This window comes from Desulfobacca acetoxidans DSM 11109 (assembly GCF_000195295.1).
In the GTDB taxonomy this organism is placed as follows: domain Bacteria; phylum Desulfobacterota; class Desulfobaccia; order Desulfobaccales; family Desulfobaccaceae; genus Desulfobacca; species Desulfobacca acetoxidans.
This window is the reverse complement of record NC_015388.1, coordinates 678429-696052: the sequence shown is the minus strand read 5'-3', so window position 1 is coordinate 696052 and position 17624 is coordinate 678429. Positions and strand designations below refer to the sequence as shown.

Below are 17624 nucleotides of genomic sequence, written 5' to 3'. Positions count from 1 at the left end.
CGCCAGATTGGGTCAGGCCAGGCTGAGCGAGTTGAGGTAAAACTCTTCAGTCAATCCTAAGGAACAAGCTAAGCTGGGTGCAATCCTTGGGTCCACACGGACTCAGGGATTATTTTTTGGGCAGGCCTTACTCTTTCCTGACGCAGCAGCGTGGCACGGATTACCACTTTTATCTTTTGCCGGAGGTGTCTCCCTTGATTTATCCTCCCTCTCGCAGGCGAGCGGATCAAGGTGCGGGACAAAAGAAATTACTCTGGGGAAATATTCTACAGGAGGAAAGCTATGAAGACAGGGGTGATTGTGTATCTCGTCGGCGGGCAGGAAATTCCGGAGCCCTACGATCTTAAGAACCAGTGCGAGCAGGCAGGGGTCAAAGCCGACCGAGTTGAGTTGGTGGGGAACTACCAGGGCTATTTCACGGTGGAGGACGCCTGGCATTTTTTAACGAGTCGAGGCTGCGGCCATGTCAGCCTTTTGGTAGCGCAATGGGAGCAGCAGCATCTGCAGCCCATGCGGCCACCGGTACGGCTCTGCGGCTGAAACTGTACCGATTATGGTTTCGGGGGGGGGAGAAAAACTATGAAGAGAATACTGTTTTTATTGATATGCTTGGTTTTACATCCGGGGATTGGCTTGGCCCAGGAAACGGCGTCCAGCGAGGGGGTGAATCCGGAGGAAACGACGAACGTCGCAGCCTTAGGGCAATCCACATCCACTTCCGAGGATGTCCAGAAGGTGGATGAGATCATCATTACGGCCACCGGTACGGAGGAGCAGTTGAAAAAAACCAGTGTTTCCTCCACGGTAATCACCGCGCCGGAGATAGAAAAGCGCCAGGTAACCCGGGTGGAGGAAATGCTCCGCTCGGTACCGGGAGTGGTGGTCAACCAGACCGGCAGCCAGGGCGGCAACACCTCTTTATTTATGCGGGGTGGAAATTCCAATATGAGCCAAGTCCTGCTCAACGGCATCCGGCTCAATAATGCCGGTGGCACCTATGACTGGGCCAACCTGACGGTTGACAATGTGGAGCGGATCGAAGTCGTTCGGGGTCCCATGAGTTCGCTCTATGGGGCGGACGCTATGACCGGGGTTACGAATCTCATCACTAAAAAGGGCGTGGGGCCGCCAACTTTCACCTACTCCGGGGCTTGGGGGGCCCATAGCGAAAAAGGACAGTTCATCAGTGAAAATCGCTTCAGTCTTATGGGGAGCGCCAAAGATCGGTTTGGCTATTCCATCGGTTTCAGCCGCATCGACGATCAGGGCATCCTGCCGATCAACAACCGCTTCGGCAGCAACGTGCTAAATGGCCGCTTCGACCTGGACCCGACGGAAAAACTCTCTTTTACCTTCTCTACCCTTTTTATCGACACCTACTTTGGCTATCCGACCGAATATGGTGACCGGGTAGATCCTGCACCCGACCCGAATCAGAACCAGACGCGGACCGACCTCTTATTTGGCCTTACCACCAAATATTCCCCCTATTCCTGGTGGGAAAACGAACTGACCCTGTCTACCTACCACCGGGATTGGAGCTATGATGACGCCTTCGATCCCGTGGACATCTTCGGCGGTTCGGTTTTCCATCCCATTGAGGACCGTTCCAGTCTGGATTATCGCTCCAACCTGCGTTTCAATTTTAGTGATCGGATAGGAACGACTACTACTATCGGCTTGGCAGCCTTTACGGAACGCCTGAAACAGAGCTATGAGAGTTTCGGAGTCTGGCCTTATAGTTCGGAAACCAGAGCCCACCGCCGCAGCGTCGATTTCTATTTTCAGGAACAGATCAGTTTCTGGGAGCGGTTGTTTCTTACCGCCGGTATGCGTCTGGAAGACAATACCGCCTTTGACGGGACCGAGTTCAGCCCGCGGGCCTCGGCCGCCTTTCGGATCACCGAGACCGATACGACCTTGCGGGCCGCCGGGGGGCGGGCCATTAAGGCGCCTACCTTCAGTGAACAGTATTACCAATCCACCACTGCCGTGGGCAATCCCAACCTCAAACCCGAAAAAAACACCTCCTGGGAGGTGGGGGTGGACCAATACGCCCTCAATGACCGGCTGAAGTTCGGACTGACTTATTTCGAAAACCACTTCACCGACCTGATCGCCTACATCACCCGGGCCTGGCCCGCCACATCCTTTTACGGCAATATCAGCGACGCCCGCGTCCGGGGGCTGGAAACCAGCCTGACGGCCAAACCCTTACCTTATTTAACTCTCTCGGCCTCCTACACCTATCTTTTGTCGCAGGTGCTCAGTACCGGGGGCGAAGATCTGGGCCTCAACTACGAGGTCGGCAAACCGTTGGTAAGACGCCCCAAACATACCGTCAGCTTTACCATCAACTATGACCACAAACCCTTTAACGTCAATCTGAATGGCCTCTACGTCGGCAAACGGGATGACTTTTATTACATCACCGATCCTTTTTTTGTCACCCATACCGGCAGGGTCTTTAACCCGAGCTATCTCCTCTTTAATCTGGCCGCAACCTATGATATTGCAGAGAACCTGCGGTATGCCAAAAAAATGCAGCTTCAGGCGCGGATTGGAAATCTTTTTGATCAAAATTACCAGGAAACGTATAATTACTCATCTCCAGGCTTCAATTTTGTAACCGGTTTGCGGTTTGTTTTTTAACCGGTTCTCATCTGGAAATAATGGCTTGAATCTGGTTCCCACGCTGGAGCCTGGGAACAAAGAATGACAGGCAAGAGCCTGGGAACCAGGGAAATGGCAAAATTGAAAAGGGTGAGTTTTGCCAGAGCCTGTTTGGTAGAAAATTTCCACCGGTGGTAATGAGGTTAATTCATGAGAATGGTGCGGAACGGAAAACGATTGCCCGGTAAAAAATTTTATCACAAGGGTTTGTCCAACCTTAGTGTCTCTCTGATCTTATTGAGTGCGGTACTATTCCATACAGCTTCAGCTAATGCCGCCCTCAACCTCACCGATGCCTGGAACCGTCCCCTGACCATCACTCAGCCACCGCAGCGAATCGTCTCCCTGGTCCCTGGAGTTACCGAAATGCTGCTGGCGTTAGGTTTGGGGGAGAGATTGCAGGGCGTTACCATATACGACCACGTCCCCCCGCAGACAGGGAAGCCCGCGGTGGTGGGCGGCTTTTTCTCCCCTAATCTTCAGGCCATCGAACAATGCCGACCGGATTGTATCTTTGTCGCCGATTTGCAGAAGGAGGTGCAGCAGCGATTTAAGGATTCAGGGATTCCCGTGATCAATCTGTCGGCCCGGGCGGTCCAGGACATTTTTGCGCATCTGCGCCTACTCGGGGCTCTGTTTCAACAGGAGTCCAAGGCCGAAGAGTTGTGCCGCCACCTCCAGGCACAACTGGACCTCATCGGCAAGAAAACCGCTCAAATACCCCCTGTGAAAAAACTGCGGGTAGTACGGCTCATGAGTAACCGGGAGATGTTGACACCCGGGGATGACTCTTTTCAGAATGATTTTATCCGGCTGGCTGGCGGCATCCCACCTACCTGGGGGAAAAAGGGTCCCGTAGTTCCCGTCACCCTCTCGGAATGGCAGCAGTTCAATCCTCAGGCCATTTTCGCCTGCGGTCATGACTGGAAGAGATTTCATCAGTTGGTGCAGCAGCCGGGCTGGCAGGAGGTGGAGGGGGTCCGCCAGGGCCGGCTGCTCACCTTTCCCTGCGAACTGACCTGCCGGGCCTCAGTCCGTACCGCAGACTTTATCTCCTGGCTGGCGACCTCTTTATACCCTGAAGAACTCAGCGATGTCCGAAAGGTCGTCCTGAAACAGGAAATACTCGCCCGTAAGCCTCTGCATCTGGACCTGCCGTATGTCCGCCAGACTGAGGTCGTCACCAGCCGCATCCTGGACTTTGAACATAAATCCCTGGTCATCGATTTCACCACACCGGTGCAGGTCATCTCCACCCTCGAAGGACCCCGCAGCGGCATCCTGACGGCAGGCAATCATTATACCCCGCCCCCGTGCTGGCCCATCAGCCACTATCTGGGTCTGGAGAAAGACCGTCGTCTGGTGTACAATGTTCTGAAAAAAACCGAGGGCAAAACATCCTTCCTGTTTACCGGCGCTGACATGGGGAATCTCTCGGTTCAGAAGGCTGACTTCAAGGACCTCAAGCTTTACGCCCTCGTAACTGCCGGGGTGGAGAGCAACGCCCTGCGCCTCTCCCAAGATGAGGGCCGTTACTACGAACCCGGAACCATCAATATTATTGTCTTAAGCAATTATCGATTGTCTCCCCGGGCCATGAGCCGGGCTCTGATCGCGGTTACTGAGGCCAAGACCGCGGCACTGCAGGACCTGGATATTCGAAGCACCGAACAACCCCTGACCTATCAGGCGACGGGCACTGGCACCGATAATAGTATTGTGGTAGGAGGACAGGGCAAAACCTTGGATAACGCCGGAGGGCATTCCAAGCTGGGAGAACTGATCGGCAGGGCCGTTTATCAGGGAGTCCGGGAGGCCGTGGGGAAACAGAACGGTCTGGGCGCCCGCCGACCGATCTGGCAGAGGCTGCAGGAACGGCGGCTGGATATCTACGATGTCATAACAGCTTCCCTGCCACCTCAAGCGCGTCCACAAATCTTGCAGGCCTGGGAGGCCGTTATCTTGCAGCCGCGCTACGCCGGCTTCTTGGAGGCGGCTCTCAGTTTGAGCGACGCCTGGGAACAGGGACAGGTTCAGGACCTGGAAGCCTTCAAGGTCTGGTGTGAGTCTATCTCCCAAGAGTTGGCGGGAAGGCCCCTGAAACAGGAGGAGGAAAAAGCGCTGTCAACGGAGCTCCCCCTTCCGCTCAAAATGGCCGGTCAAGCCATTATCAGCGGCCTAGCGGTAAAATATCCCGCTACCACCAAGCAGTAAGGGGGCGGGCCTTCCCGGCAACCGGTAAAAAACTCAGACTTTCACTGCTACCAAGGAAATCCCTAAGCGGTTTTCCAAGGCCTGAATCTGGCTGAGCTGCGCCGAACTCATCTCAGCAGGCTTCAAATCATGGCAGGAAAAGGCCAACAGCGGTGTTGCCAATTCCTGCTCCAGGGTATTGATGGCCTGGAGCTCTTCGGGCCCCAATTTTGTAGAAAGACTGCATAACATGGTTTTTTCCCCTCCTTTCTGGTATTAGATTAACTATAATCACTGCGATGACGGGTTCAAGGGAATAATCGTATCTTTCCTGACCGCCGGACAGGATGGGAACCGATACTATTTGAAGGGCTGGCAAAATCCATCTTTGCCTTTCGGGTCAATTTGAGCGCAGCGAAGAATTTCTTGTCCTTAAAAGGTTAAGATCCTTCACGGCTTTGAGGACGATCACAATAGATATTTTGCAAGCGTTTCCTTCTTTATACTGAAAGCTGATAACTGAGTCCCTTTTTTCATTGATTGCTGCACGCCTACAAATAATATTGCCAATGACAATCATAAAGGTTATTTACACTGTTTGTCTGGTGCTGTATTTTGCGCTCCTGCCTCCCCCGGCATTTGCCCGCACCGTGAGCGACCAGTTGGGGCGGGAGGTAAAAATTCCAGAAAATCCTCAGCGCCTCGTTACCCTGGCTGCCAGCCTCACCGAAATCGTCTTCGCCCTGAACCAGGAACATCGGCTCGTTGGCGTCGAACAATTCAGCAACTATCCGGCGGCGGCGGAGAACCTGCCCAAAGTAGGTTCGTACATCAGTCCCGACGTCGAGCGCATCGTCGCCTTGCGGCCCGACCTCTGCCTGGCCATCAAAGACGGCAATCCCCGCCATCGGGTGGAGTGGCTGGAGAGTCTGGGCATCCCGGTTTATGCGGTTGACCCCCGCAATCTCGAGGGGGTAATTGCTACCGTGCACGAGATCGGTCATCTGTTAAACGCCGGGGATCAGGCCGAGACCCTGGCAAAAGACCTTTTTCAGAGACGCCAGCACATCATTTCCCTCGTAGGCCGCAGTGTTCACTGTCCTCGGGTATTTTTGCAGATCGGCATCTCTCCCATTGTCTCTGCCGGTTCTCATACCTTTCTCGATGAACTGATTACCACCGCGGGAGGGGTAAACCTGACCGCCGGCAAAGTTCCTTATCCCCGCTTCTCTCAAGAACAGGTATTGGCGCTGCAACCGGAAGTGATCATTATTACCTCTATGACTCGGGGGGAAATTTTCGAGCGGGTCAAAGCCTTCTGGCATCAGTGGTCGACGCTTCCGGCCGCCCGGGACAACCGCATCTATTTGGTGGACTCCGATATCGTCGATCGCCCTTCGCCCCGTATCTTTGCTGGCCTGGAGGCGTTATTCGGGCTGCTGCACCCTGAGCTGGCCGGAGGGTTGCAATGATCCTTTCCCAACCTCATCTTCTGCGCCGGCTGTTGCTCGTGAGCGCTCTCTTAGGTCTGGTGCTGGTCTTGAGCCTGTTGGCCGGTCTTCTCTGGGGGTCATCCCAGGCCGATTGGCGTCAATCTTTGTTGGCTTTGATCGGATTCAGCCCTACGGATGACATCCTCCCTACGATTCTGTGGCAGATCCGGTTTCCGCGGGTGGTCTTGGCTGCTCTGGTAGGGGGAACGCTGTCTCTGGGCGGGCTGGTCTTCCAAGCCCTGCTGCACAATCCTCTGGCAGAACCGTATATCCTGGGCATCTCCGGAGGCGCCGCGGTTGGAGCCATCATCGGCATCCTTTTGGGTTTGGCGCCGTTTCCGGGTGTAGCCGTCCTGGCCTTTTTAGGCAGCATGGGGGTCATGGCGGTAGTCATCTTCCTTACCCCCCGGCAGACCGGCGGGGGTAAGGACGCCCTGCTGCTTTCGGGGGTTATGGTCAACGCCTTATGCACCGCCCTCATCCTGTTTTTCGTCACCATTACTCAGGACTCCCGCCTGCACAACATCCTGCATTGGCTTATGGGAGACCTGTCAGTGGCCCTACCGCAGCAGATCCTGGCCCTGGCGATTCTATTGCCGCCCTGCCACCTGATTATTTTTATCCTCGCCCGCCCCCTCAACCTCCTCTCCATGGGCGAGGAACAGGCCAGTTATCTCGGGCTGGCCGTAACTACGGTGACCTATATCCTGCTCGGGGTGACTTCCCTGATGCTGAGCGCTACGGTCTGCCAATCCGGCCTGGTCGGGTTCGTCGGCCTGGTTGTCCCCCATCTCCTGCGCCTCTGGTTGGGGCCGGAGCATCGGGTCCTGGTTCCGGCTTGCATTTTGGGTGGAGGCGCCTACCTAGTCTGGTGCGACCTGATGGCACGCGTCCTGCCCTCTCAGGGAGAACTGCCGGTGGGGGTGATAACGGCTCTCATCGGCGCCCCGCTCTTTATCTTTCTGCTGCAGAGGTCTCGGTTATGAACCCAGCCGTTTGTCTTGAACAGGTTTTCGTAGGCTACGGCGACCGCCCCATCCTCCATGACCTCTCCTTTGAGGTAGCCACTGGGTCTTTTTTCATCGTCATCGGTCCTAACAGCTCCGGAAAAACGACTCTTGCCAAAACCCTGGCCGGGATAATCCGGCCGCTAGGCGGCAAGGTGGAGATTCTCGGCCGCCCGCTGGCCAGCTATTCAAGAAAATCCCTGGCGCGCCAGGTGGCGGTAGTTCCCCAATATTCTCCCATTGAGGCGCCATTTTCCGTCACCGAAGTAGTACTCATGGGCCGCTCTCCCCACCTGTCCCTGGCCGGCCTGGAAACAAACCGGGATCTAAGAATTGCCGCCGAGGCCATGGAGGCCACTAATGTCACACACCTGGCCAAACGCCGGCTCAACCAATTGAGCGGTGGAGAATTGCAGCGGGTCGTCATCGCCCGAGCCATCTGCCAGCAACCGCAGATCATTATCCTGGACGAACCTACCGCCTCCCTGGATCTGGCCCATCAGGTGCATATCATGGACCTGATGGAAAAACTGAAAAAAGAACGTGGTTTCACGATTATTATGATCTCTCATGATCTAAACCTGGCAGCGATGTATGGCGATACCCTCCTGTTGCTGCATAAAGGACGGGTTGCCAGCCAGGGATGCCCCTCCACTGTCCTTACCTATGAACAGTTGGAACAGATTTATGGGTGCATTCTCTTGGTAGGTGAAAATCCCCTCATGCACCGGCCCCAGGTAACCCTGGTTCCCGGGCGGTTTATCCAGGAGAATTTACAGGGTGTAAGTCAAATTAAAAGCAGAAACGCTTCACCTTTCCCCCAGAAGATCGAAAATCAATGATAAATGCAGATGTTAGCCTATATCAGATTCATTATCAGGGAAAGGCGGCGGCCAGTTTCACCTCAGGCGCAATCGCCACTGCCTCCCCCATGTTGAAAATTATGAGAACTTATCTGGCTCTTGATTAATCATCACTGATAACTTGATTTCTCCGGGGTCATGTGATAATTTACCAAAGTAATCGGAAAATGAATTTCCAGCAGACAGGTTTACCGCAATCGCACGTCCATTTTAGCCATGAAGGCTGTTGTCCATTCGGGACGATTTCCTCGTGGCTTTTTTTTTGGGGGATCAATGGATATTACTAAAAGTATGCTTAATTTGGCACTGGGAGGCGGCACCTGGGTACTCTGGCTTTTGGTGGTCTTGAGCATTATCTCTGTGATAATCATGGTTGAACGGGGGCTGATGTTCTATCGCTGCCGCTTTAACGATCAGGCCTTTGTCGATGAATTAACCCCTTTGCTCCAAACTCAAAACTGGCGGCAGGCCACAGCATTGTGTGAAAATTCAACCGCAATGGAACCGCAGATTCTCCTGGCAGGCTTGGGTCAGGTTTCGGAAGGGAAAGAAGCGGCGAATGAATCCATGGAGGCCGAGCGCATCAAGGCTGGCCTGCTGATGGAAAAGGGGCTGAATTTTCTCGGTACTCTCGGCGCCAACGCCCCCTTTATCGGCTTATTCGGCACGGTGTTGGGCATCATCCACGCCTTCAAAGACCTGGCCCTGACCGAGGGCGGGGGCGGCCCGGCGGTCATGGCCGGTATCGCCGAGGCCCTGGTAGCCACTGCCGTAGGTTTACTGGTAGCCATCCCGGCAGTAGTGATGTATAACTTTTACCATCGCCGCCTCCATATCGTTTTGGAACGCTCGCAGCGTTTGGGGCGGCTGCTGTTGGCCAGCTTAAGCCGCCAACCACAAGAGTTAGAAACTCCTTTGACATCTCGCAAAGCCGGGGGACTGCGGTGAAGCTGCACCGGCACGGTCCCATCACCGAGATCAATATGACCCCTTTTGTCGATATTGTCTTGGTCATTCTCATCATCTTTCTCCTGACAGCGACGGTGATGATGCCTCGCACCTTTTCCATCTGCCTCCCCCAGGCCACCCAGGCCGACAGGCTGGAAAAGGCGGTCGTCATCATCAGTATTGACCAGGAGGGTCGGATCGCCATCAATGGTATAAAGGTCAACCAAGACAACGACTTCAACCAGATTTTCACCGCACAGGTGCAGGGCAAAGAACCCCAAGCCGTCATTGCCGCCGACAAACACACCCGGCATGGACGCCTCATCGAAGTGATCGACCGGCTTAAGTGCCTCCAAGTGCAGCGCATCGGCATCGAAGTGGATCAGCCCTAAAGGAAAACGCAGTGCTGGACAGGGTTTATATTGCCGAGCAGGTAAAACACTGGGGACCGGCGGTGCTGGCCTCCCTGGTGATGCATGGTCTGGCTCTCTTCGTCATATTAGCCGCACCATTGGCCCTCCCGCCAGCCAAACGGGTTGTACAGGTGGAACCTATCTGTCTGACGAGATTAGAACCCAAACCTGAAGGCGGCGGTGGCGGCGCGCCCACCAGTGCCCCCAAACCGCCCCAACCTGAGCCTCAACCGATTAAACCGAAACCGCCTGAAAAAAAACCGGTCTGCAAACCGCCTAAAAAGGCAACTCCCGAACCGGAATCCATTCCCAAACCCCTGGCCATGTCCCGCCCGGTCCCCTCGCTGCCTTACCCCAATGTCGGTTCCTCAAGTGCCTCAGCAGCGAGTGGCGCCAGTGCAGGATCGTATCGCGGCAGGGGCGGCTCCGGTTCGGGCAGCGGCGCCGGTCGAGGCGGTTCCGGCAGCGGCTCGGGCACCGGCCGGGGCTCCGGATCCGGCACTGCCTTGCAGGGCTATTTGCACAAGGTGCGCAGCCTGTTGGAAAAATATAAAGTTTATCCCCCCATGGCCCGGCGGCGGAATGAAGAGGGCGTGGTGGTGCTCCGCTTTAATATCTCCGCCGACGGCGGGATCGCCAGCGTGTCCGTAGCCCGGTCCTCAGGTCATAATCTCCTGGATCAAGGCGCCACCGAGACTGTCTCCCGAGTCGGCAAATTCCCCCCGATTCCCGCCGAACTGCAAAAATCCAGCCTGCGCATCGAAGTACCATTGTCCTTCCGCCTGCAAAGCAGTTAAACAGGCGCTCAGTCATCAGCATCCGGCCTGTCGCGCCAACTTTCGGTCAGATCTCTTTATTACCAAGAAAATAAGTTTTGCGTGGAGTGGGTCTGAGACCAACCCCTGCGATAGCAACCCTCAATCGGTCAAAACTTGCATGAAAGATGGTGATGCAGTCTTCCCAGTTGGCGCGCTGATGCACAGGCCAGGAGGCCTAGGCTACCGGTAAACCATTTTCATGGGGCGCGGCTGGCCGATAGGCATTGAATAGTATTCTCTTAGGAAAAGGATTTGCCAATACCGGGGTTATTGTTATACTAAAAACGTCTCGCACCTAAGCGACAAAAACAGCATGGAAGTGCAAGGCTCACTGGTGGGGCCCCCGGACTTCAAATCCGGTGTATCGTCGCGAGGCGATGGGTGGGTTCGATTCCCATGCACTTCCGCCAAAGAATCTAACAACTGATACTTTTCTCTATCCTCTGCCGTCCTAATTTATTTTTTGCCCTTTGCCGTCACAGGCCTCCAGACCTCTTTAAACCTTGCCCACGACTTGTTCCGAGCAGAACAAACACGCCTCTGACTGCTAGTTCCCCTCCCGTCTAAATAAATATGGTATGTATCCGTAGCTAACCATCCAGGATTTATCTATATATCTTCAACTTGCTATAGATATTAGCGATTTGACATATTAATAATATCTAGATTATAGTGATTACATTATCAGGGAGTCTGTTGATATTATCCTTCGTTACTGCTTGAGTTTGCCCCATTTCTGCCTTGGGAGCAGGCACTCCTTGCTTTTGGTGCTGCCGCATCTTTCTTTTTATCCCAAATGAGGCCTAATTGAAACGAGGGAATCCAAAGCCGACAGGTACCTGAAAAATTGCGTGTCATTATTGTCATTACCTTAACCTTCTTGGTCGTTTGTATCTCTGCGACTGTATGATCTTAAAGCCTTGCTGACTTGCAACAGCCATTATTGCGGAAGGAAAATTTTTATGGAGCAACACCACGATGGTTGGAAACGACGGGATTTTTTAAAAACGGCCGCTCTCACGCTGGCCGGAGTCGCAGTTCCTTTCACCTCGGCCCAGACCCGGCAGTTTTCCCAAACCGACCTTCAGGTCTGGTCTTGCGGTGGGCTGGCCGAGGCCATGATGCCAGCTCATGAGCTATATGAACAACGCACCGGGGTCAAAATATCCTACACCGGCGCCTTTGCGGCAGCGTTAGGGAAATCGCTCCTGGGCAGTGCTCAAACCGAGGTTTTTTGCGGCCGAGTCCTGAGCCTGTCCCAAAAACTCCGTCAGACCGGCAAAATGGTTTATTTCAAACCCCTGTGCTTCACCTCGTATGTTGTGGTAACCCCTTTAGGCAACCCGGCCGGCATCCGGGAATTGAAAGACCTTGCCCGTCCGGGTATTAAAGTTGTATTGGCTCCAGACGCCTCCCCACCCGGTGGCAAGGCCGCCGATCTCATCCTGAAAAAAGCCGGTTTATATGAGGCTGTTCGGAAAAATGCCGTTGTTTTGGGAACTTGCGTTCAACGAACTCTAGAGGACATCATCACTGGCAGGGGTGACGCCTCGGTAGTAGAATTTCGCCTGACCAAAATACCCCGTTTTGCCAACAAAGTGGAAGTCATTCCTATTCCCGACAGATTGTTCCCTCCCGGTCCCCTGACTTTCACCGTGGGCGTCATGCAGTCTGCCAAAGACCGGACCCTGGCCGATGATTACGTCGATTACATTACCTCTCCTGTTGGTCAGGCTTTTTTTGAAAAATTCGGGTTTATTCCCGCCATATCAGCCCAGGGACAAGAATTAACCGAAAAATTAGGAGTGAAAGATGTCTGAAGCGATAACCGCGGCGCCCTCCTCCCCTCAGACCCGCGCCATCCCCGGAACCAGGCTGACAATCTGGCGGCGGTTAAGCCAGGTGGTTTTTTTAGGGATCTTAGGCCAATGGTCCTTTTATGGCATCTTCCGTTGTCCTTTTTTAGTTCCTTACGTAAGCTGTCAAAACTGTCCGGTCATCACCTGCCACGGGGCTATCTTTTCCATGTTTTGGGGTTTCTGGCTGCTGCTGCCGGTTTCGGCCCTAATTTTCGGCCGGGCCTTTTGCGGCTGGGCTTGTCCAGGCGGCCTGGTCACCCAACTCTTCGGCCTGCTGTCGAACTACCGCACGCAAGCTAACGGTCTTTGGGAAAAAGTCGCCCCTTACGGAAAGTATCTGGCTATCGTCATCTGTCTCTATCTCTATTTCGGCTTGGGTCAGCCCAGGTCAGACATACCCATCCGGGTGGGCGGATTTTTCCCCTCCATCGGGCTGACCTTCGAACACGCCGACCTGTCATGGCTAGTTCGCACCGCCTTCGTTCTCAGCTTTTTGGTCCTGGGTCTGGTGTTAACCAATGCCTGGTGCCGCTACGTCTGCCCTACGGGGGGCCTCTTGGAGGTTATCAAGCCTTTCTCTCTGTTTAAAGTGTATAAAACCCGGCGCTGCAACTTATGCGGCCGGTGTCGGGAGGTCTGTTATATGGAAACCCTGCCGGGCGAAGCGAACTGTACCAACTGCGGCGATTGCCTGAATTCCTGTCCCCGGGATGCCATCAAGATCGGCCGCAGGAAACAAGCCCCATGAACGATTCTACGGCAGACCAGCTCCTGAGACACCCTTGCTTTAACGCTAATGCCCGCCACTATTTCGGCCGCCTGCACCTGCCGGTGGCCGCGGGATGCAATATCCAGTGCGGCTATTGTGACCGAAAATACGATTGCCCCAATGAAAGCCGCCCGGGCGTGACCAGCCAGTTGCTCACACCACAGGAAGCAATTGACCATGTTGAATTTATCCTAAAAAATCATCCTACAATTTCAGTAGTAGGCATCGCTGGTCCCGGTGATGCTTTTCATAATCCGGCTGTCACCCTCGAGGTCTTGGCTCGCATCCGCGCGGCCCACCCTGATATCATCCTCTGCGTCTCCACCAATGGCCTCAATCTGCCGGATTATGTGGATTATTTGTCCAGACTGCGGGTGAATTTCGTTACCGTTACCATCAACACCTTGACACCTGCCATCGGCACCAGGATTTACGACTATATCTCCCACCATGGCCGTATTGTTCAAGGCCCAGAGGCTGTTACCATATTAACCCGGCTACAACTCCAGGCCATCTCCCTCTTGAAAAGAAAAGGCCTCCGGGTGAAAGTAAATACGGTGATCATTCCAGGAATCAATGACGCCGATATTTCATTGACCGCAGCTCGGCTAGCCGACTATCGGGTAGATCTCATGAATTTAATCCCTTTGATCCCGGTACCTGGGACCCCGCTGGCCGACATCCCGCCGCCATCAGCGGCCCTTGTGCAGCAGCTTCGTTGGCAGGCCGGGAAGTTTGTTCCTCAAATGACCCACTGCGTTCGCTGCCGAGCCGACGCCGTCGGACTGCTTAACCAGAATAATACTCTTTTTGACTTGACTGATACACAAACGAAAGAATCCTTCGGGTAATTATTTTCCTGCCTTCGGCAATAGGAAAAGGACCATTCGACCACCTTGCAAGTACACCAAAAGGGGATAAAATTATGTTTGGGATAAAATCATGTGCAGTTTTCGTATTTTCATCGTTGTTTGTCTTTCTGTTAGCTGCAGCCTCCGCTCAGGACAATCCTTTACAACGCTTTCAAGGTCTGCAAGGCAACCTTGATATCGCTGGAGGCACGGCCCATATCCCGGTGATGAAAGAGGCAGCGATGCTCATCATGAAAGCCAATCCCAACATCCGCATTACCGTGGCCGGCGGCGGCTCCGGTGTGGGAATCCAAAAGGTCGGCGAAGGATTGGTAAACATCGGCAACACCGGGCGGGCCCCCTCTAAGGATGAAATCGAAAAATATGGATTAAAATCCTTTCCCTTTGCCATTGACGGCGTGGCGGTGGCAGTTCATCCAAAAAATCCGGTAAGTGACCTGACCCCGGAAAAAGTGCAGGCTATCTACGCCGGCGCCATCACCAGTTGGAAGGACCTCGGCGGCCCGAACGCTCCCATTAACCTCTACACCCGGGATGAGGCCAGCGGCACTCGGGAGGTCTTTTGGAAAAAGCTTCTTAAAAAAGGTCCCGTAGCGGTCAAGGCCAATGTCGTGCCCTCCAATGGGGCCATGAAAGTTGCCATTGCCCAGGATGTCAACGCCATCGGCTATTTGGGAATCGGCCATGTGGATAAAACGGTAAAGGCGGTGAAGCTTAACGGCGTTGAACCCACCCAGGAAAACGCCAAAAGCAGCGTCTATCCGGTGGTTCGTCAACTCTATATGAATACCAAGGGAGACCCGACCCCGCTGGCCCAGGTCTTTATCGACTTTATTCTGAGCCCCGAAGGCGCTCAGATCAGCCGGAAACACGGTTATATCCCTTTGCAATAGCTAAAGGTTAAAGATATTGTGACATTTATGGTTCGGAGAAAAAAGGCGGGCGGAACAACTTCCGGCATCAAACATGGCTTGGACCACCAGATGGCACCGCCATTAGCCCGCGCCCTCCGCCGGGAGCTCTGGATCAAGAACCTTTTGGCCATCGCCGCCACCATTGCCTCGCTGTCAGTTTTGGTCATCTTCTGTTTTTTGGTATATTTTTCTGCACCGCTTTTCGGGGGAGGACAATTGCCTCACATTCTTTCCTGGCAATGGCGGCCTTTTCAGGGGCAATTCGGCATCCTGCCGATGGTGGTCGGCTCTGTCTGTCTTTCGTTCTCGGCCCTGGCACTGGCCTTCCCCCTGGGTCTGGGCTTAAGTGGTTTTGTCTATCTCAAAAGTCATCAGCCCATTGGTCGCCTGGTCTTCTCGGTTGTTCAATTTATGACCAGCATTCCCACCGTGGTTTACGGATTCGTGGCCGTTTTTCTGTTGATCCCGTTACTGCGGGAAAGTTTTAGCGGGACCTCCGGATATTCCTGGCTGGCCGCCGGGCTTATTCTCAGTCTGTTGATCTTGCCCACCATAGTCTTACTGATGCACAGCCAACTATCCCAGGTAGACGCCAATGTGCGTCTGGCCACCGCCTCCTTGGGGCTCACCCGCGTGCAGGAACTGCTCTGGGTAATCCTCCCTTTAAGTTTTCGGGGAATGTTGGCTGCCGGAATTTTGGGGTTTGGCCGGGCTCTCGGAGACACCCTGATCGCCTTGATGCTGTCCGGGAACGCCCCGCAGGTGCCGCATTCGCCTTTGGATGCGATCCGCACCCTGACGGCGCATATCGCCCTGGTGATAGCCACCGACAGCCAGAGCATGGCCTATTATTCCATCTTTGCCAGCGGGTTGATCATCTTCTCCCTCACCGTAGCCATAAATCTTGCTTTACGCTGGCTTAAATCCCAATCCCTCTCCCATGAACCGGACTCCCATGAAAAATAACCTTGCCCGGTTCTTCGTGGGATTTTCCTGGCTGGCGGTGCTGGCAACCCTGGCCGCAGTCATCCTCCTGGTGGGTTTCCTCCTCTACCGGAGTGGGCACATCTTAAATATTAGACTCTTTTTTGGTGAAACACCGCTCTGGCCGGCTATCATAGCCGGGACACCAGTTTTTGACGGTATCTGGCCGGCCTGCGTGGGCACTTTCTATCTCATCAGCCTCTCCTCTCTCATCGCCCTGCCCTTGGGCATCAGCAGCGGCATCTACCTGGCGCAATATGCCGCCGGACGCCCGAAACGGCTCATCAGCCTGGGAGTAGAAGTATTAGCCGGAGTCCCTTCAATTATCATGGGCCTGTTCGGTTTTGCCCTGATTCTCTTCCTGCGCCAAACCCTGTTGGCCGCCGCCAATACCGGCCTGCTCCTGGCCGCCGGGTGTATCACCTTACTGATTCTACCCTATCTTATTCTTACAACCCAGACCAGTCTGGAAGGGGTGCCGGATTCTCTCAAGCTGGCGGGTGTAGGCCTGGGCCTCACTCCTTGGCAGAACATCCGCGCTATCTTGTTGCCGGCCGCCAGTCGCGGGATCTTAAGCGGGGTGATTCTGTCCGTAGGCCGAGCCGCTGAAGATACCGCGGTGATCCTGCTTACCGGGGTAGTGGCCAATGCCGGGTTGCCCCGACATCTGACGGACAAATTTGAGGCATTGCCTTTTAATATTTATTACCTGGCAGCGGAACACCGGACCCAGACAGATCTTGATAGAGGCTTCGGCTCGGCTCTGGTGCTTCTCGCTTTAACCAGCGCCCTGTTCCTGGGCGCTCATCTGCTGCATAGAACTATCACACGACATGGCAACACAACCTAGCAATAATCTTATCCTGTCCGCGGTAGCGAAAAACCTCACAGTTGACTTTGTTGGCCGCCGGGTTTTACATGGAGTGCACCTCGAACTGCACCCAGGTCAGCTTACCGTCATCATCGGGCGCTCCGGCTCTGGGAAAACGACCCTTTTACGCACCTTCAACCGCTTGAATGAACATTATCCTGCTTGTGCCAGCTCAGGCACCCTTAAACTGCACTTTCAGGATGGCTGGCAAGATATTTACCAGGACGGGATCAATCTGGCCGAACTGCGCCAGCGGGTCGGGATGGTCTTTCAGAACCCCACTATTTTGCCCTTCAGTGTGGAGAAGAATATCTCTTTACTTCTGAAGCTCATCCTAAATCTCCCGCGATCGGAGCTAGAAGGCCGGGTCGAATCGGCGCTACGCCAGGTTCACCTCTGGAGCGAGGTCAAGAATCGCTTACGAACCCCGGCCGCCGTCCTCTCCGGGGGACAGCAGCAGCGCCTCTGCTTGGCCCGGACCCTGGCCCTGGAACCGGAATTCTTGCTGTTAGATGAGCCGACCGCCAACCTGGATTTTCGGATTGCCCAAAAAATTGAAGAACTGCTGCTGGAACTCAAAACCCGATGCCAGATAGTCGCCGTTTCCCACAGCCTGAACCAGGCCCGCCGTCTCGCCGATCAACTCCTGGTTCTCAAAAACGGCTCTTTAATGAGCACCCTGTCACCCGCCGAATTCCAACAACCCGAACGGTGGCAGGACCTGCTGACAGAAATGTTTTAATCTCGCCTGAATCAGGGAAGAGGGAAAAGGGATTAGTCAGAAAATAAAGTTTCCGGCTTCCGGTTGTTGGTCAAAAGTTAAGCTCTGTCCAGGTTAGAAAGCCAGCTCCGCCAGTAAACCATTTTTATGGCTTGTGAGTAATTTGTGAATGATGCCAATTAGTTTGGAATAAATCGACAAAGGGGAGCAGCGGATCGAGCCAGGC

The 17624-nt window shown here is 54.3% G+C and carries 17 protein-coding genes and 1 tRNA gene; 17 read left to right on the top strand and 1 reads right to left on the bottom strand.

From position 1 onward, the window contains the following. Positions 1-282: 282 nt before the first annotated feature. From DESAC_RS02925 to DESAC_RS02915, 3 genes are all read left to right on the top strand, one after another. The gene (locus DESAC_RS02925) at positions 283-540 is read left to right on the top strand and encodes a hypothetical protein (RefSeq protein WP_013705589.1); all 258 of its coding nucleotides are present in this window, start codon (positions 283-285) and stop codon (positions 538-540) included. A 39-nt stretch (positions 541-579) separates the two neighbouring features. Further along, positions 580-2652, top strand: coding sequence for a TonB-dependent receptor plug domain-containing protein (locus tag DESAC_RS02920; protein WP_013705588.1), 2073 nt, complete (start codon positions 580-582; stop codon positions 2650-2652). A 171-nt stretch (positions 2653-2823) separates the two neighbouring features. Continuing rightward, positions 2824-4887 carry an adenosylcobinamide amidohydrolase gene (locus DESAC_RS02915; protein WP_013705587.1) on the top strand — a complete coding sequence of 688 codons (2064 nt, stop codon included), beginning with the start codon at positions 2824-2826 and terminating at the stop codon, positions 4885-4887. A gap of 33 nt (positions 4888-4920) precedes the next feature. Here DESAC_RS02915 and DESAC_RS02910 read toward each other — a convergent pair whose 3' ends face one another. Next, positions 4921-5118, bottom strand: coding sequence for a hypothetical protein (locus tag DESAC_RS02910; protein ID WP_013705586.1), 198 nt, complete (start codon positions 5116-5118; stop codon positions 4921-4923). Positions 5119-5435: 317 nt separating this feature from the next. On the opposite strand from DESAC_RS02910, the gene DESAC_RS02905 reads away from it, so the two are divergent. The 14 genes from DESAC_RS02905 to DESAC_RS02840 all read left to right on the top strand — a co-directional run bounded on the left by DESAC_RS02905 (position 5436) and on the right by DESAC_RS02840 (position 17419). Continuing rightward, the gene (locus tag DESAC_RS02905) at positions 5436-6338 is read left to right on the top strand and encodes an ABC transporter substrate-binding protein (protein ID WP_013705585.1); all 903 of its coding nucleotides are present in this window, start codon (positions 5436-5438) and stop codon (positions 6336-6338) included. Next, positions 6335-7345 carry a FecCD family ABC transporter permease gene (locus tag DESAC_RS02900; RefSeq protein WP_013705584.1) on the top strand — a complete coding sequence of 337 codons (1011 nt, stop codon included), beginning with the start codon at positions 6335-6337 and terminating at the stop codon, positions 7343-7345. Before DESAC_RS02905 ends, DESAC_RS02900 begins: the two co-directional genes overlap by 4 nt. Beyond that, positions 7342-8208: an ABC transporter ATP-binding protein gene (locus DESAC_RS02895; protein WP_013705583.1), complete on the top strand. Its 867-nt coding sequence runs from the start codon at positions 7342-7344 to the stop codon at positions 8206-8208. The genes DESAC_RS02900 and DESAC_RS02895 overlap by 4 nt, the downstream gene beginning before the upstream one ends. Before the next feature lie 294 nt (positions 8209-8502). Further along, positions 8503-9177: a MotA/TolQ/ExbB proton channel family protein gene (locus DESAC_RS02890; protein WP_013705582.1), complete on the top strand. Its 675-nt coding sequence runs from the start codon at positions 8503-8505 to the stop codon at positions 9175-9177. Beyond that, positions 9174-9569, top strand: coding sequence for an ExbD/TolR family protein (locus tag DESAC_RS02885; protein ID WP_013705581.1), 396 nt, complete (start codon positions 9174-9176; stop codon positions 9567-9569). Before DESAC_RS02890 ends, DESAC_RS02885 begins: the two co-directional genes overlap by 4 nt. 11 nt (positions 9570-9580) lie before the next feature. Beyond that, positions 9581-10387 (top strand): energy transducer TonB, encoded by an 807-nt coding sequence (locus DESAC_RS15985; protein ID WP_013705580.1) that lies wholly within the window; start codon positions 9581-9583, stop codon positions 10385-10387. A gap of 336 nt (positions 10388-10723) precedes the next feature. Further along, positions 10724-10818: transfer RNA gene (locus DESAC_RS02875), tRNA-Sec, on the top strand. Positions 10819-11370: 552 nt separating this feature from the next. Further along, a complete protein-coding gene (locus DESAC_RS02870) occupies positions 11371-12228 on the top strand; it encodes a substrate-binding domain-containing protein (protein WP_013705579.1) in 858 nt (285 codons plus the stop codon). Beyond that, entirely contained in the window at positions 12221-13015 is a 795-nt protein-coding gene (locus DESAC_RS02865) for a 4Fe-4S binding protein (protein ID WP_013705578.1), read from the top strand. The genes DESAC_RS02870 and DESAC_RS02865 overlap by 8 nt, the downstream gene beginning before the upstream one ends. Next, positions 13012-13887 (top strand): radical SAM protein, encoded by an 876-nt coding sequence (locus tag DESAC_RS02860; RefSeq protein ID WP_013705577.1) that lies wholly within the window; start codon positions 13012-13014, stop codon positions 13885-13887. The genes DESAC_RS02865 and DESAC_RS02860 overlap by 4 nt, the downstream gene beginning before the upstream one ends. Before the next feature lie 74 nt (positions 13888-13961). After that, complete coding sequence (locus tag DESAC_RS02855) at positions 13962-14801, top strand: phosphate ABC transporter substrate-binding protein (protein ID WP_013705576.1); 840 nt, start codon at positions 13962-13964, stop codon at positions 14799-14801. A 27-nt stretch (positions 14802-14828) separates the two neighbouring features. Next, positions 14829-15788 (top strand): PstC family ABC transporter permease, encoded by a 960-nt coding sequence (locus tag DESAC_RS02850; RefSeq protein ID WP_013705575.1) that lies wholly within the window; start codon positions 14829-14831, stop codon positions 15786-15788. Beyond that, on the top strand, positions 15778-16656 hold the full coding sequence (locus DESAC_RS02845) for a PstA family ABC transporter permease (RefSeq protein ID WP_013705574.1): 879 nt from the start codon (positions 15778-15780) through the stop codon (positions 16654-16656). Before DESAC_RS02850 ends, DESAC_RS02845 begins: the two co-directional genes overlap by 11 nt. After that, entirely contained in the window at positions 16640-17419 is a 780-nt protein-coding gene (locus DESAC_RS02840; RefSeq protein ID WP_013705573.1) for a phosphate ABC transporter ATP-binding protein, read from the top strand. The genes DESAC_RS02845 and DESAC_RS02840 overlap by 17 nt, the downstream gene beginning before the upstream one ends. The last annotated feature ends 205 nt before the right edge of the window (positions 17420-17624 follow it).

Coding starts and splice junctions, on each gene's coding strand:
- DESAC_RS02925 (WP_013705589.1), top strand. CDS start 283: ATGAAGACAGGGGTGATTGTGTATCTCGTCGGCGGGCAGGAAATTCCG.
- DESAC_RS02920 (WP_013705588.1), top strand. CDS start 580: ATGAAGAGAATACTGTTTTTATTGATATGCTTGGTTTTACATCCGGGG.
- DESAC_RS02915 (WP_013705587.1), top strand. CDS start 2,824: ATGAGAATGGTGCGGAACGGAAAACGATTGCCCGGTAAAAAATTTTAT.
- DESAC_RS02910 (WP_013705586.1), bottom strand. CDS start 5,118: ATGTTATGCAGTCTTTCTACAAAATTGGGGCCCGAAGAGCTCCAGGCC.
- DESAC_RS02905 (WP_013705585.1), top strand. CDS start 5,436: ATGACAATCATAAAGGTTATTTACACTGTTTGTCTGGTGCTGTATTTT.
- DESAC_RS02900 (WP_013705584.1), top strand. CDS start 6,335: ATGATCCTTTCCCAACCTCATCTTCTGCGCCGGCTGTTGCTCGTGAGC.
- DESAC_RS02895 (WP_013705583.1), top strand. CDS start 7,342: ATGAACCCAGCCGTTTGTCTTGAACAGGTTTTCGTAGGCTACGGCGAC.
- DESAC_RS02890 (WP_013705582.1), top strand. CDS start 8,503: ATGGATATTACTAAAAGTATGCTTAATTTGGCACTGGGAGGCGGCACC.
- DESAC_RS02870 (WP_013705579.1), top strand. CDS start 11,371: ATGGAGCAACACCACGATGGTTGGAAACGACGGGATTTTTTAAAAACG.
- DESAC_RS02865 (WP_013705578.1), top strand. CDS start 12,221: ATGTCTGAAGCGATAACCGCGGCGCCCTCCTCCCCTCAGACCCGCGCC.
- DESAC_RS02860 (WP_013705577.1), top strand. CDS start 13,012: ATGAACGATTCTACGGCAGACCAGCTCCTGAGACACCCTTGCTTTAAC.
- DESAC_RS02855 (WP_013705576.1), top strand. CDS start 13,962: ATGTTTGGGATAAAATCATGTGCAGTTTTCGTATTTTCATCGTTGTTT.
- DESAC_RS02850 (WP_013705575.1), top strand. CDS start 14,829: ATGGTTCGGAGAAAAAAGGCGGGCGGAACAACTTCCGGCATCAAACAT.
- DESAC_RS02845 (WP_013705574.1), top strand. CDS start 15,778: ATGAAAAATAACCTTGCCCGGTTCTTCGTGGGATTTTCCTGGCTGGCG.
- DESAC_RS02840 (WP_013705573.1), top strand. CDS start 16,640: ATGGCAACACAACCTAGCAATAATCTTATCCTGTCCGCGGTAGCGAAA.